At 70.0% G+C, this 13,477-nt stretch carries 13 protein-coding genes and 1 tRNA gene; 6 read left to right on the top strand and 8 right to left on the bottom strand.

Going from position 1 to position 13,477, the window contains the following annotated elements; genetic code table 11:
* Positions 1-46 precede the first annotated feature (46 nt).
* Positions 47-829: a hypothetical protein gene (locus tag ACGFML_RS14165; RefSeq protein ID WP_393543369.1), complete on the bottom strand. Its 783-nt coding sequence runs from the start codon at positions 827-829 to the stop codon at positions 47-49.
* An 89-nt stretch (positions 830-918) separates the two neighbouring features.
* Between ACGFML_RS14165 and ACGFML_RS14160 the strand changes: the two genes are divergently transcribed.
* Positions 919-1,323: a hypothetical protein gene (locus ACGFML_RS14160; protein ID WP_393543367.1), complete on the top strand. Its 405-nt coding sequence runs from the start codon at positions 919-921 to the stop codon at positions 1,321-1,323.
* Here the strand turns inward: ACGFML_RS14160 and ACGFML_RS14155 are convergent.
* Positions 1,266-1,457 carry a hypothetical protein gene (locus tag ACGFML_RS14155; protein WP_393543365.1) on the bottom strand — a complete coding sequence of 64 codons (192 nt, stop codon included), beginning with the start codon at positions 1,455-1,457 and terminating at the stop codon, positions 1,266-1,268. The genes ACGFML_RS14160 and ACGFML_RS14155 overlap by 58 nt on opposite strands.
* A 222-nt stretch (positions 1,458-1,679) precedes the next feature.
* On the opposite strand from ACGFML_RS14155, the gene ACGFML_RS14150 reads away from it, so the two are divergent.
* Positions 1,680-2,576 carry an oxygenase MpaB family protein gene (locus ACGFML_RS14150; RefSeq protein ID WP_393543363.1) on the top strand — a complete coding sequence of 299 codons (897 nt, stop codon included), beginning with the start codon at positions 1,680-1,682 and terminating at the stop codon, positions 2,574-2,576.
* A gap of 16 nt (positions 2,577-2,592) precedes the next feature.
* Here ACGFML_RS14150 and ACGFML_RS14145 read toward each other — a convergent pair whose 3' ends face one another.
* Both ACGFML_RS14145 and ACGFML_RS14140 read right to left on the bottom strand, forming a co-directional pair.
* Positions 2,593-3,204 (bottom strand): class I SAM-dependent methyltransferase, encoded by a 612-nt coding sequence (locus ACGFML_RS14145; RefSeq protein ID WP_393543361.1) that lies wholly within the window; start codon positions 3,202-3,204, stop codon positions 2,593-2,595.
* Entirely contained in the window at positions 3,201-4,685 is a 1,485-nt protein-coding gene (locus ACGFML_RS14140) for a purine-cytosine permease family protein (protein WP_393543359.1), read from the bottom strand. Before ACGFML_RS14140 ends, ACGFML_RS14145 begins: the two co-directional genes overlap by 4 nt.
* 252 nt (positions 4,686-4,937) lie before the next feature.
* On the opposite strand from ACGFML_RS14140, the gene ACGFML_RS14135 reads away from it, so the two are divergent.
* Positions 4,938-5,552, top strand: a complete 615-nt coding sequence (locus ACGFML_RS14135) for an ATP/GTP-binding protein (protein ID WP_393543357.1) — start codon at positions 4,938-4,940, stop codon at positions 5,550-5,552.
* 17 nt (positions 5,553-5,569) lie between these two features.
* Here the strand turns inward: ACGFML_RS14135 and ACGFML_RS14130 are convergent, their stop codons facing one another.
* Entirely contained in the window at positions 5,570-5,998 is a 429-nt protein-coding gene (locus ACGFML_RS14130) for a PPOX class F420-dependent oxidoreductase (RefSeq protein WP_393543355.1), read from the bottom strand.
* A 165-nt stretch (positions 5,999-6,163) separates the two neighbouring features.
* Between ACGFML_RS14130 and ACGFML_RS14125 the strand changes: the two genes are divergently transcribed.
* From ACGFML_RS14125 to ACGFML_RS14115, 3 genes are all read left to right on the top strand, one after another.
* On the top strand, positions 6,164-6,571 hold the full coding sequence (locus ACGFML_RS14125; RefSeq protein WP_393543353.1) for a roadblock/LC7 domain-containing protein: 408 nt from the start codon (positions 6,164-6,166) through the stop codon (positions 6,569-6,571).
* Between the two features lie 80 nt (positions 6,572-6,651).
* Positions 6,652-7,536, top strand: coding sequence for a DUF6397 family protein (locus ACGFML_RS14120; RefSeq protein WP_393543351.1), 885 nt, complete (start codon positions 6,652-6,654; stop codon positions 7,534-7,536).
* Positions 7,537-7,815: 279 nt separating this feature from the next.
* Positions 7,816-7,887 (top strand) — tRNA-OTHER (locus ACGFML_RS14115).
* Between the two features lie 1,345 nt (positions 7,888-9,232).
* Here ACGFML_RS14115 and ACGFML_RS14110 read toward each other — a convergent pair.
* The 3 genes from ACGFML_RS14110 to ACGFML_RS14100 form a co-directional block, all read right to left on the bottom strand.
* On the bottom strand, positions 9,233-9,436 hold the full coding sequence (locus ACGFML_RS14110) for a cold-shock protein (RefSeq protein WP_393543777.1): 204 nt from the start codon (positions 9,434-9,436) through the stop codon (positions 9,233-9,235).
* A 283-nt stretch (positions 9,437-9,719) separates the two neighbouring features.
* Complete coding sequence (locus ACGFML_RS14105) at positions 9,720-10,637, bottom strand: acyl-CoA thioesterase (RefSeq protein WP_393543349.1); 918 nt, start codon at positions 10,635-10,637, stop codon at positions 9,720-9,722.
* Between the two features lie 52 nt (positions 10,638-10,689).
* Positions 10,690-13,203, bottom strand: coding sequence for a DEAD/DEAH box helicase (locus ACGFML_RS14100; protein WP_393543348.1), 2,514 nt, complete (start codon positions 13,201-13,203; stop codon positions 10,690-10,692).
* Between the last annotated feature and the right edge of the window lie 274 nt (positions 13,204-13,477).

Genomic DNA, 13,477 nt, shown 5'->3' with positions numbered 1-13,477 from the left:
CCTCGCGGCGGCGGCCGTCAGTGCCCGGGGCCTCGGCCCGTCGGCGTCAGGAAGGCCGCACCGCCAAGTTGTCCAGCGACGCGAGCAGCCCCGGGAGTTCCGGCCCCCGGCCCACCGGGTGCACCTCGCCCGGCTCCTCGTCCAGCAGCACGAAGGCGATGTCGTCGGTGCGGGCGACCATGCTCCACCCCGGCCCGTCCACCCGCAGCGTGCGCGCCTCGCCCGCCGCGAACGACGACCGCACCCGGCCGGGCGGCGGCGGCTGCTGCACATACCCGCGCGCCTGGGCCAGCACCCGCTGGACGCCCTGGTGCGTCCCCTCGCCCGGCTCTGCAAAGGTCTCGGCGTCGTCCACCTGCTCGCGCCACGCAGCCCACTGCAGCGCGATCTCGTCGGCGCCGAGACGGCGTTGCGCCGGTCCCCAGCCCTCGGCGTCCGGCGGACTGAGCGGCGCCGGGTCGCCTTCCTGCGGCTCCGGGTCGTGCGGCTCGGGCACCTCCGGCGCCGAGACGGCGAGGGCGAGCGGCCAGCCGGGCAGTGCCCCGACGATGCTGTCCTCCCGGGGCGAGAGGTCGTACTCCATGCCGCAGTCCCACGCAGCGATGGCGCAGGCGACCAGCGACACGTCCTCCGTCGCCACCGTCCAGCGCGCACCGTTGCCGTCCTGGCCGAGGACGAGCCCGTAGCCCTCGGCGTACGGTTCGAGCCCGAGGTCGGCGCATACCTCGGGGTAGTCGTCGCCGAGCACGCTCGGAAACTGCGCGGGCGTCAGCAGCACCGCGGTCAGCACGAACAACTGGTCGCTGTCGACGCTCTCGGTCGCGGGCACGCGGGGCCTCCCCATCCGATCCATCCGGAACACATCGGCGCACCTTAATTGGCTGGGTACGGCCTTGTCACCCGCCGTACGCTGCACACATGTGTTTCTACAGCCGCCGGATGCACTTCGTGTGCCTGGACTGCCGGGTCGCGTACAAGAAGACGGCCACCGTGCCGGGGCCGAGTCGCTGCCCGCAGTGCCGGGCCGCGCTGATCGACGCGGGTGCCGACCTGGCGGTCCCCAAGAAGCGGGACACCGCAGGCTGGCGCGCGCTCGGCGCCGTACTGCGTGCCGGGCTGACCTTCCACGGCGGCTGCTGCGGCACGGGGCCGGGCTACCGCCCGCGCACCCCGCGAGAGGTCACCGAGCGGCTCGCCCTGGCCGGCCGGACCGGGATGCCCGTCCGGCGTGCGCTGGCCGTGCCGGACCCCACGGTGACGGACCGCTACGGCGCCGCCGGCAGCCCCAGGAGCTCCCGGTCGACCTCCAGCGGCGGCTGCTGACGCTTTCGGGCCCGAACGATCAGCGCGCGGCAGGCCAGTTCGTCGATCCCGAAGGCGAGCGCTTCGGGCGACACCCGTCCCGCCGCCTCCGCACGGTGTTCCTCGTCGGCCTCGTCGCCCGCCGCCACATGCACCGCGGCCGCCTCGAAGAGGTGGTGCCCGCGCGCCGGTCCGCCACCGCGGCGGGACCTGGCGCCCCCCCCTCACCGGAGGGCTGCCCGACGCCGCGGATCGCCCGGGCGATATCGCGTGAGAATTCGGCCGTTTCCCCTCTCGATCTGACGCCCGTCACCCTCGTCGAGCATGTCCATCGCCCATAAAGTGGGAACGTCGGCGGACGAAGGGACGGGCACCAAGTGCGGCGCTACGACTGGCTGAAGGAGATCCGGCGGCTCGACCCGGAGCGTGACTTCCTGCGGATCCACCGCATCACCGCGACCCATGAATTCCCCTGGGACATGACCAGGGCCCTGGAATTGGCCCTCTACCGCACCTACGCCGTACCGAGCATCGGCCGACTCCTCGCCGAGACGGCGGAACTGACGGGCCGCACGCAAAAACGCTACGACGACACCGCCCTCCTCCTGGACGCCGTCCTCGAACACGGCTTCGACGGCCGGGACGGCCGGACGGCGATCCGCCGGATGAACCAGATGCACCGCAGCTACGACATCAGCAACGACGACATGCGGTATGTCCTGTGCACCTTCGTGGTGGTGCCCGAACGCTGGATCGGCCAGTACGGCTGGCGCCGGCTGAGCGAGCACGAGAAGCACGCCATGGCGGCCTACTACCGGACCCTCGGCCGCCATCTGGGCATCACCGAACTCCCCCAGACCTTCCAGGACTTCAGCCGTTGCCTGGAGGACTACGAAGAGGCCCACTTCGGCTGGGACGAGGGCGCCCGGCGCGTCTCGGACGCCACCCTGGACCTGATGGCGGGCTGGTACGGGCCGCTCGCTCCGTTGGTGCGCGGCGCGAGCACGGCCCTGCTGGACGACACGCTGCTGGACACCTTCCGCTATGAGCGGCCCGCACCGGCGGTCCGCAAGGCGGTCCGCGGCGCCCTGAAGCTGCGCGCCAGGGTCGTACGACTGCTCCCGCCCCGCCGCAAGCCGCACTACGCCCGCCAGAACCCCGAGATCAAGGGCTATCCCAACGGCTTCCGGGTCGCCGGCCTCGGCACCTTTCCCGGAACGCGCACGGTGAGCGGCTGTCCGGTGCCGCACGGCGAGGACCCGGCGCCCCGGTGAGCGGTGCCCGGGCGCTTCACCCCCGCCGGACCGCCAGGGCCAGATAGCGGGCGTCCTCGTCCACGAACCGGACCAGTTCCCAGCCGCTGTCCGCCAGCAGGGGCCGCAGATTCGGCTCCGCTCTCAGGTCGCCGGGGGTGATCGCGTGGCCCTTGCGCGCGGCGAGCGCCGCCCGGCCGATGGGGTGGAAGAGGGCCAGCCGGCCACCGGGGCGTGTGATCCTGGCCAGTTCGGCGAGCCCGTCCGCCGAGTGGGGCAGATGGGAGAGGAGCCCGGCGGCGAAGACGGCGTCGAGCGCGGCGTCGGGCAGCGGAAGCCGGCCGACGTCGGCGAGCAGCAGCCCCGCGCAGCGGTCGCGTCCGGCCCGCACGGCCGCCCGCAGCATCTCCGGGGTGAGATCCGCGCCCAGCACCGTCCCGCGCGGCCCCACGGCCTCCCGGAGCGCGGGCAGAGCGCGCCCCGTGCCACAGCCGGCGTCCAGGACGCGGTCGCCGTCCCGAAGGCCCAGTTCGCCCACGCCCGCCGCGTAGGCGGGGCCGTCGTCGGGGAACTTGGCGTCCCAGCCCGCGGCGCGGGGACCGAAGAACGCGCGCGCCTCGTGGGGCCCGTCTGCGTGCTGGTCGGTCATCTCTCTCCTTCGGGGGCGGAACGGTCGGCCAGGGGGGCGGTCACGGCGTACAGGACGGCCGCGACGGCCAGGGCCACCACCACGCCGAGATTCATGGCGCCCAGTGTGCCGTGCGCGGCGGCGTCGCTGAGCAGGAAGCCCACGACCCGGGCGATATGCGGATCGGCGGAGGTGACCAGGCCGAGTCCGACGACGGTGGCCAGGGCGAGTGAGACTACCGCGGGCCACCCCATGGGCCGCACGGCGGTCAGGTCGAAGCCGATCCGGCGGCGGCGCCACTGTTCCACCAGGAAGACCGCCGACCAGGCGGCCATCGCCACCCCGATGATGGACAGGAACGCCTGGAAGGTGGCGAAGAAGCTGGGCGAGACGAACAGCACATACCAGCCCCCGAGGGCCATCAGCACACCGTCCACCAGCACCGCGAAGTGGCGCCGGACAGGGATGCCCAGGGCCAGCATCGACATGCCCGAGCTGTAGATGTCCATGATTGCCCCGGATGCGAAGCCCCCGATGGCGGTGAGCAGATACGGCACCAGGAACCAGGTCGGCAGGGCCGCGGCGAGCGCGCTCACCGGGTCGGCGGCCGTGGCCCCGGCGAGCTTGGGGTCACCGGCGTTCAGCAGCACCCCGAACACCAGCAGCACCACCGGGGCCAGCACGCCGCCCAGCGTCGTCCAGCCGGTGATGGCCCGGCCGCTGGTGGCGGTGGGAAGGTAACGGCTGTAGTCGGCGCCGCAGTTGACCCACCCCAGCCCCAGCAGCGTCATCGCGAACACCACGCCCCCGATGACGGGGCCTATGCCTGCCGGGCTGCCGCCACCCAGTGCCCGGAGGTCGATGTGGTCGGCCATCAGCACCATGTACACCACGGTCATCAGGGTGATCGCCGCGGTCAGATACTTCTGCACCTTCATGATCAGCGCGTGGCCGAAGATCCCCACGACCACCACCGAGACCGCCGTGACAGCGAAGCACAGCGCCTGCGCCATGGTGGTCGGCGTCGTCCCGTCGGCCTGTGCGAAGGCACCGGGGGAGACCCGCGCCAGGATGGCGGCCCCGCCCAGCGAGGACAGCGCGACCAGCACCGTCTCCCAGCCGACGTTGGAGACATAACTGAACAGCGTGGGCAGCTTGTTGCCCTGCAGTCCGAAGGCGGACCGGCCCAGGGCCATGGTGGGTGCGCCGGTGCGCGCCCCGGCCACCGAGATCAGGCCGACCAGGACGAACGACAGCACATAGCCGACCAACCCGGTGACGACCGCCTGCCACGGGTTGAGCCCCAGGCCCATGAGATAGCTGCCGTACGCGATGCACAGCAGGGACAGCCCGGAGGCGGCCCAGGGCCAGAACAACGACCGTGCGGTGCCGCGCCGTTCGGACACGGGTACCGGGTTGATGCCGTTGCGTTCGACGGTACGTGCGGGGGCGTTCGTACCAACGGCTCCATCGGCCCGCCCCGTTGTCTGCTGTTGAGTCATGCCCCCATGTTCCCGTACGGCATGGCACCGGGGGCGGACACCGGAGGATTGAGGACCGTCACCAGGCGGGACGAGGCGACGATCGGATCACCGCGGTTTTGTTGAAATTGCAGATAACCGCGATCAGTCAGAGGTACGGTCCTCGCCATGGATTTCCGGACGGCTCTCTGCCGCCGGGGGCTCCCCCTGTCGAGCCCTGCATCCGAACACCCCCTTGACGTGCGCGGAACCGCATCCTGGAGGAGACGTCCGATGAACGCTGCAAGAGGGGCCCAGGAGGGCGAAACCCCGGGCTCCGACACTCCGTTGAGCCTGAAGATCTTAGTCGCGGGCGGCTTCGGAGCGGGCAAGACGACCCTGGTGGGGGCGGTCAGCGAGATCCGTCCGCTGCGCACCGAGGAGCGGCTCAGCGAGGCGGGGGAGGCGGTGGACGACACCGGAGGGGTGGACGGCAAGGCCACCACCACGGTGGCCATGGACTTCGGCCGCATCACCATCAGACAGGGTCTGTCCCTCTACCTCTTCGGCACCCCGGGCCAGGGCCGGTTCTGGTTCCTGTGGGACGACCTCTCCGAGGGCGCGCTCGGCGCCGTGGTGCTGGCCGACACCCGGCGGCTGGCGGACTGCTTCCCGGCCGTGGACTACTTCGAGCGCCACGCCATACCGTTCCTGGTGGCCGTCAACTGCTTCGCCCAGTCCCGTTCCTACGGCGCGGACGAGGTGGCCCGCGCGCTCGACCTGGACCGGGGGACCCCGGTGGTGCTGTGCGACGCGCGCGACCGCGACTCGGGCAAGGAAGTGCTGGTGCGCCTGGTGGAGCACGCCGGGCGGCGGCACACCGCCCGGCAGCTGAACACCGCGGGGTAGCAGAGGCCGACGGTCCGTCAGTCCGCGAGGCCCGCGAGGGCGACGGCCTTTTCGATCCGCACCCGCACCAGGAGCTCCCCCGGCACGCCGTTGCGGGCGCCGAACTCCTCGGCGCGGTCCTCGCCCATGTAGCGGGCCGCGATACGGGCCGCCCAGTGCCGCACATCGGCGAGATCCCCACTGATCTCCGCCGACCCCTGCACCACCACGAAGGAGAACGGCGGACGTTCGTCGTCCACGCACAGCGAAATCCTGCCGTCGCGGGCGATATTGCGGCCCTTGACCGTCTCCTTCCCGGTGTTGAACACCAGCTCGTCGCCGTCCATGAGGAACCACACCGGTGCGATGTGCGGGCTACCGTCGGCCCGTACCGTCGCCAGCTTGCCGGTGCGAGTGCCCTCGGAGAGGAACATCCGCCACTCGTCCTTGGTCATCTTGTGTGCCATGCCGACATCCTCCCGCCGTCGCGGACACGGCGCGCAGTGGCACGCCGGTCCGCGGACCCGCTTGCCGAGACGCCGGAGGTGGGACAGGCTGGCACGGCGGTCGCACACTGACTGCGCACTGCCGTCCGGTCAAGGAAGCGGACGGAGACACGGGGAGGAAGCGGCATGGCACTGAGCAGCGGACTCGACTGGCTGCTGGACGACCTGACCAAGCGGGTGGAGAAGGTACGGCACGCGATGGTCCTCTCCAGCGACGGGCTGGTGACCGGCGCGAGTCAGGAGTTGGAAAGGGCGGACGCGGAACATCTCGCGGCGGTCGCCTCGGGACTGCACAGCCTTGCGAAGGGGTCCGGGCTGCACTTTCGTGCCGGGCAGGTGCGCCAGACCATGGTCGAGTTCGACGACGGCATGCTGTTCGTGACGTCGGCGGGGGACGGTAGTTGTCTGTGTGTGCTGGCCGGAGCGGAGGCGGACATGGGGCAGATCGCCTACGAAATGACGCTGTTGGTCAATCGCGTGGGGGAGCACTTGGGCGTCGCGGTCCGCCGGACGGAAAGTTATCCACAGGTCTGAGGTGGCGGTTGACGCACTGTCACAGCCCGCCGCTAAAGTCGTGACTGTCAGTAATCGACTGAGGCGCGGGGGAGTTCGACATGACAGTGACGTGCGAGGGGCGGCAAACGCTTGCTGTGGGGCGGGCCGCCCAGGAACTGGAGCTGCGGAGTGGCGAGTTCGAGCTCGCCACCCAGCTCGGTGAGGTGCGTGTGGCCGGAGCGGAAGGCCGGCCGGGCGTCGCCGGGCCCCTCGGGCGGCGCCGGGTGGCGGCGGAGGAGATCGCCCGGCTGCAGGCCGAGCCGGGTTTTCCCGAGGCGCTCCGCGAGCGCGTCCGTACGGTCGGCACGAACGAGGCGGCCGAGCTGCTGCGGATCGGCCCCGGACGCTTCCAGCGCCTGACACGCGCCGGCTGCTGCGGCCCGGTCAGGTTCTATGTGAACCGTTACGGCGCGGTGGTGTGGCTCTATCTCGCCGCCGAGATCGCCGAATTCGCCGATCGCGAGCCGGAGTTGCTGGCGGGCAACACCCCCGCCGCGATGCGTGTGATGCTCGACGGCGGGCAGGACTGGCGGCCACGGCAGTGGCGTGCCCGGCGGGTGGCACAGCTGATGGGGCAGACGGGCGACCCGTGGGAGTCGGCGGCGGTGCTCGCTGCCGTACTGCCGCCGGAGGAGACGGCCTCGGTGGTCGAGGACCCCAGGGAGCGGTCGCTGCTCCGCCGGCTCAAACCCGTCTTCGTCTCGGTGATCACAGCGACCGTCGCCGCCCGCGAGTCGCTGGAGCGGGTATTGACGGCGGAGGAGTTCGACGAGGTGCTGTGGTACCGCGTCAATCTCTCCCGCGCCCTGGAGGCCGCCCGCCACGAAGACCCGGGCCGGCTCCGTGCCGGCTCGGCGCGGCCGGCGGCGGCCCGGCGGAATGAGCCGCCGAGCTTCCTGAACGGCCCCTCCCAGGGGGCTCGGACAGTTCCTGCGGCGCCCTGAGCAAGTACTTCCTGGGACGGTCGTGCCCGTCCCTACGGAGAACGAAGGGCCCCCTCTTAGGGCGATCTGGCGTCTCCTGTCGGACGCTCTCCGGTCAGAAAGCGGAAGTGGAAATGGTGGGGCCCAGGAATATGGCGAGAGGGCCGGCAATGGAGATGAAGGCGGGGTCATGGCCGCCCTCTCCGGCGTCGGGCGTGGAGGCGGGTGCGATCCCTCAGCCGTCGGCTCCTCCTGTGCCCCCGTCCCCTCCTTCGGGACGAGGCAAGGGAGTTGGTCCCTGATCCCGTAGCTCGGTGATGAGGGCGTCCGCCTGTTGGCGGGAGTGCGCCGGTTCGATTCCGACTGGGATCCTTGAGGGGTATGTCCCAATGGGTGTTGACCCGCCAAGCGATCAGGGCTCCTGCCGCGGTGCCGGCCGCGCCTGCGAAGAACCGTGCGGGGCCCGTCCGGCGATCATGCGGAAGTTACCCATGCGGAACCCACACCACGTGAATGCAGGCGGAGTTGCGTCATTCACGGTATGAGCCTTCCGGGCGTACTCCAGGGGGAGTGCGTCGCGTGATCAGGATCTTCCCGTGAGGGCAAGGGAGTTGCACACCTGCTGGTGGTAACGCCGCAGGCTTGAGGGGGAGCGCCAGGAAGGGTGTCTCCATGTGATTATCGACGCGGCCCAAGCGGCTTTTGGCTTGGGTGTGTAGAGGTCAGAACATGTTCCGACGGGGGGGCATGGCTTGGCACATTAGTGACCGGTGTTCGCGTCCACCGGGAGGCTGTTGGTCCCTCGCCCGATCGGCTTGCTAGTGCGTCGAGAACCACCAGGTTGCGAACGACACGGCGAGCGTGATCACTCCGGTGGTGAACCGGACCGGGGCCCGACCGCAAGTGAAGTGGGCTTCCCCCACGCGGATTTCGATGTATGGGCGCGGCGGGTCTTCTCCGCGTTTCGGGTTCGCGGGCATGCCAACCAGCCCCCTTCTGGGCGTACTTGGTGGGTCGTTACGCCAAATGAGTTGCTTCGTGGGCCATTAGATCCCCCAGGCCCTTCTCAGGCAAACACACGCGCCTGGCCTTACGCCGAATGGTGGGCCCCTATGCTCGACCCGTGGAAAAGCGCTCCTGGCCTCGCACCTTGGGCAGTTCTTTGACCTGCCCGAGCGGCTATGGCGGAGGGTTGCGGTTGCGGGTTATGCCTACAGCAATTCGGCCACCGACCAGCTGGATCAGTGGTCTTCGGGCGGAACGGGTTCTGTCCGCTCGCGAGAGAAGCGGCGCCGTGGGGTGGTACAGCAGGAACCGCCGCTTCCGGCGCACCAGCGCATCGGTCCACACGCCGCCTGTCCGTGGTGAGGCGGGAGGGCCTCCCGTGCGTGACTGTCCTGCGGGACGCGGGGACGCGGGGACGCGGGGACGCGGGGACGCGGTGCACGGTGGCGGCCACGGACGTGGTTCGCCTCGTGCCGGGTGACCATCACGCCCCGGCGGACCTTCCGGCGCTGTGCCGATGGCACCGTGCGGCGGAAGCCGAACGGAGGGTGCGGCGGCGCGACGGAGGCGGGTGTCCAGGCGGAGGCCCGGAGGTACGACACCCGGCTGGGCTGGGCTGGGCTGGGCGATCGCGCTGCGTCGTGTGCCGGGCTCGCGGCGTGGGCGGGAACGTCCACCGGGCAGCCGGTGGACGTCTGCGACCGATTTGGTTTCAGAGCTTCACAATGTGCTGAGCCTGCGGGCCCTTTGTCCCTTGCCCGATCTCGAATTCGACCTTGTCGCCCTCATCGAGGGACCTGAAGCCGCTCGACTGAATTTCGCTGTAGTGGGCGAAGAGGTCCGATCCACTGCCCTCCGGCGTGATCCACCCGTACCCCTTCTCCGCGTTGAAGGATTTCACTGTGCCTTGAGCCATGGCTGCCTTGTCTCCTTGCTGGATGGCGCTCAGGCGCTTTTCTGAGATAGCGCTTGAACACTTCCCTGATGAGACGGTGACGGTGTGAGAGCCACCCGAACGGGGGGTCATAAGGAGAACACTCCTGGTGAGAGCGGTAGCGGAGAACGACGCACACCCGGCATTCGGCGCGTGTCCACGTGCCTTGGGTTCGTTTCCCCGGGGCCCCTACCGGCCGGGCCTGAGCCGTGGTGGCTGTGGCGTCGATGAGGAGACGGCCCCCTGGCGCCGCGTCCGGGGTCTCTCAGGTGGTCGCCTCTGGAGCAGCGTCCTTGTCGGTCCCGTCCATATGGCTTGGGCCATAAGGGCGTAGGAGCCCCTCCTGGACGACGGAGACCAGCAGTCTGCCCTCGCGGTCGTAGATCCGGCCGCGGGCCAGCCCCCGGCCGCCGGTGGCGATCGGTGATTCCTGGTCGTAGAGGAACCATTCATCCGCACGGAACGGACGGTGGAACCACATCGCATGGTCGAGGGAGGCCATGTCGAAGCCCCGGGGGCCCCACAGCGGCTCGATCGGGATGCGGACGGCGTCCAGCAGCGTCATATCGCTGGCGTAGGTCAGCGCACAGGTGTGCACCAGCGGGTCGTCGCCCAAGGGCCCCACCGCACGCATCCATACCGCGCTGCGCGGCTCCGCTCCCTCGATCTCGTCCGGCGTCCAGCGCAATCGGTCGACGTAGCGAATGTCGAACGGCTGTCGGCGGGCGAAGCGCTCCAGGGCCTCGGGCAGGTCGCCCAGGTGCCGGCGGACCTCCTCGGCGACCGTGGGCAGTTCCTCCGGGCCGGGCACGGACCGGCGCATCGGCAACTGATGGTCGAAGCCGGGTTCCGGTCGGTGAAAGGAGGCGGTCAGATTGAAGATCGTGCGTCCCTGCTGGACGGCGACGACCCGGCGTGTGGTGAAGGACCTCCCGTCGCGTACCCGCTCGACCTGGTACACGATCGGCACGCCGGGCCGGCCCGGACGCAGGAAGTAGGCGTGCAACGAGTGGACCGGGCGGTCTCCTTCGGTGGTTCGCCCGGCCGCCACCAGGGCCTGGCCCGCGACCTGCCCGCCGAAGACCCGCTGGAGGTTTTCCTGCGGACTGCGGCCCCGGAAGATGTTCACTTCGATCCGCTCGAGATCGAGGAGATCCACCAGCTTCTCGGCGGGGTTGGTCATGGCCGGTGGACCTCCGTCGCATCCGTCGACGGCCTCGGTCGAAGCCGTCTCGTCACAGCTGACCCACATCGGTGACGCGCACCACCGCGCGCCCCTCCTCGTCGGAGGCGGCCAGATCCACCTCCGCGGAGATGCCCCAGTCGTGATCACCGTTCGGGTCGGCGAAAGTCTGCCGCACCTTCCACAGGCCGTGCGCGGCATCCTCCTGAATCTGCAGCAACTTCGGGCCCCGCGCGTCCGGGCCGGTGCCGAGCTCGTCGTATTCGTCCCAGTAGGCGTCCATCGCGTCGCCCCAGGCGTCCACGCCCCAGCCGGAGTCGGCATCCATCTCGCCGAGCTCCTCGACCTTGTCCAGTGCCGCCAGCTCCACCCGCCGGAACATCGCATTGCGCACCAACACGCGGAAGGCGCGGGCGTTGGCCGTGACGGGTCGGACCTGATCGGCGCGCTCCGCGGCCTGCTCCGCCGTCTCCTCCGCGGGATTGGCGAGCTGTTCCCACTCGTCCAGCAGGCTGGAGTCCACCTGCCGCACCATCTCGCCCAGCCAGGCGACGATGTCCTGGAAATCCTCGGACTTCAGGTCGTCCGGCACGGTGTGGTCCAGCGCCTTGAAGGCGCTCGCGAGGTAGCGCAGCACGATTCCCTCGGTCCGCGCCAGCTCGTAGTGCGAGGTGAACTCCGTGAAGGTCATGGCGCGTTCGTACATATCGCGGATGACCGACTTCGGCGACAGCGGATGGTCGCCGACCCACGGATGGCTCCTGCGGTAGAGGTCGTAGGCGTGGGAGAGCAGCTCGTCCAGCGGCTTGGGGTACTCGACGTCCATGAGCCGCTCCATGCGGTCCTCGTACTCGACGCCGTCGGCCTTCATCTGGGCGACCGCCTCGCCCCGGGCCTTGTTCTGCTGCGCGGCCAGGATCTGACGCGGATCGTCCAGCGTCGACTCCACGACCGAGACCATGTCGAGCGCGTAGGACGGCGACTCGGGGTCGAGCAGGTCGAAGGCGGCCAGCGCGAAGGTGGACAGTGGCTGATTGAGCGCGAAGTCCTGCTGGAGATCGACGGTCAGCCGCACGATCCGGCCCTCCGCGTCCGGCTCCGCCAGCCGCTCCACGATTCCGCCGTCCAGCAGCGACCGGTAGATCGCGATGGCCCGGCGGATGTGGCGCAGCTGGTTCCGGCGCGGCTCGTGGTTGTCCTCCAGCAGTCTGCGCATCGCGTCGAAGGCATTGCCCGGCCGGGCGATCACGGACAGCAGCATGGCGTGCGTGACCCGGAAGCGGGAGGTCAGCGGTTCGGGGTCGGAGGCGATGAGCTTCTCGAAGGTGTTCTCGCCCCAGTTGACGAAGCCCTCCGGCGCCTTCTTGCGGACGACCTTGCGGCGCTTCTTCGGGTCGTCGCCCGCCTTCGCCAGCGCCTTCTCGTTCTCCACCACGTGCTCGGGGGCCTGGGCGACCACGAAGCCCGCCGTATCGAACCCGGCCCGGCCCGCGCGGCCCGCGATCTGATGGAACTCCCGGGCCCGCAGCGTCCGTACCCGGGTCCCGTCGTACTTCGTCAGCGCGGTGAACAACACTGTCCGGATGGGCACGTTGACGCCGACGCCGAGGGTGTCCGTACCGCAGATCACCTTCAGCAGACCCGCCTGGGCCAGCTTCTCCACGAGCCGGCGGTACTTCGGCAGCATGCCGGCGTGGTGCACACCGATGCCGTGCCGGACGTACCGCGAAAGGTTCCGCCCGAACTTGGTGGTGAACCGGAAGTTCCCGATGAGCTGCGCGATCTCGTCCTTCTCGGCGCGCGTGCACATATTGATGCTCATCAGCGCCTGCGCCCGCTCCACCGCGGCGGCCTGGGTGAAGTGCACGATGTAGACCGGGGACTGGCGGGTCTCCAGCAGCTCGGTGAGCGTCTCCGTCATGGGCGTCGTGCGGTATTCGTACGACAGCGGTACGGGCCGGGTCGCGGAGCGGACCACCGACGTCGGCTTGCCGGTACGCCGGGTCAGGTCCTCCTCGAACCGGGCCATGTCGCCGAGCGTCGCCGACATCAGGACGAACTGCGCCTGCGGCAGTTCCAGCAGCGGAATCTGCCAGGCCCAGCCGCGGTCCGCCTCGGCATAGAAGTGGAACTCGTCCATCACCACCTGGCCGATGTCGGCGTGCCTGCCGTCGCGCAGTGCGATGGACGCCAGCACCTCCGCGGTGCAGCAGATGACCGGAGCGTCGGAGTTGACCGACGCGTCGCCGGTCAGCATCCCGACGTTCTCGGTGCCGAACAACTTGCACAGATCGAAGAACTTCTCCGACACCAGGGCCTTGATGGGCGCGGTGTAGAAGGTGACCTGGTCGTTGGCCAGAGCGGTGAAGTGCGCACCGGCCGCCACCAGGCTCTTTCCGGAGCCGGTGGGGGTGGAGAGGATGACGTTCGCGCCCGAGACCACCTCGATCAGCGCCTCCTCCTGGGCAGGGTAGAGCGAGATGCCCTGCTGCTCGGCCCAGCTCGAAAAGGCTTCGAAGAGGGCATCGGGGTCGGCGTCGTTCGGCAGATGATCGATGAGGGTCACGCCCCCATACTGCCTGCCCTCGGCCCGGATCAGGGAACCGGTCGTACATCTCTTGATCATCTGACCGCCCGGACAGCCCCGGGATCGGTGACGGCGGTCACCCGGTGCCGTCTGAGCTGCGGTGATGAGGCCCGTTCGCGAGGCCGGGGCACGGCCCGTGCGCGGGACGGGCCGTCGATGCGCAAGAAGGGGACGCGCAGCCGCAGCCGGGTCCGTTCCGCAGGGCGGGAGGCCACGGCCCGCCGGGCGCCCACCATGTGGGACGGACCCGGCC

It is taken from the genome of Streptomyces sp. NPDC048650 (assembly GCF_043199095.1).
Taxonomy (GTDB): Bacteria; Actinomycetota; Actinomycetes; order Streptomycetales; family Streptomycetaceae; genus Streptomyces.
This window is presented reverse-complemented; position numbering and strand designations above follow the sequence as displayed.

What these genes read in the sequence shown, in the direction of transcription:
- ACGFML_RS14160 (WP_393543367.1), top strand. Translation starts at nt 919, where the DNA reads ATGTGTTTCTACAGCCGCCGGATGCACTTCGTGTGCCTGGACTGCCGG.
- ACGFML_RS14145 (WP_393543361.1), bottom strand. Translation starts at nt 3,204, where the DNA reads ATGACCGACCAGCACGCAGACGGGCCCCACGAGGCGCGCGCGTTCTTC.
- ACGFML_RS14140 (WP_393543359.1), bottom strand. Translation starts at nt 4,685, where the DNA reads ATGACTCAACAGCAGACAACGGGGCGGGCCGATGGAGCCGTTGGTACG.
- ACGFML_RS14135 (WP_393543357.1), top strand. Translation starts at nt 4,938, where the DNA reads ATGAACGCTGCAAGAGGGGCCCAGGAGGGCGAAACCCCGGGCTCCGAC.
- ACGFML_RS14130 (WP_393543355.1), bottom strand. Translation starts at nt 5,998, where the DNA reads ATGGCACACAAGATGACCAAGGACGAGTGGCGGATGTTCCTCTCCGAG.
- ACGFML_RS14125 (WP_393543353.1), top strand. Translation starts at nt 6,164, where the DNA reads ATGGCACTGAGCAGCGGACTCGACTGGCTGCTGGACGACCTGACCAAG.
- ACGFML_RS14120 (WP_393543351.1), top strand. Translation starts at nt 6,652, where the DNA reads ATGACAGTGACGTGCGAGGGGCGGCAAACGCTTGCTGTGGGGCGGGCC.
- ACGFML_RS14110 (WP_393543777.1), bottom strand. Translation starts at nt 9,436, where the DNA reads ATGGCTCAAGGCACAGTGAAATCCTTCAACGCGGAGAAGGGGTACGGG.
- ACGFML_RS14105 (WP_393543349.1), bottom strand. Translation starts at nt 10,637, where the DNA reads ATGACCAACCCCGCCGAGAAGCTGGTGGATCTCCTCGATCTCGAGCGG.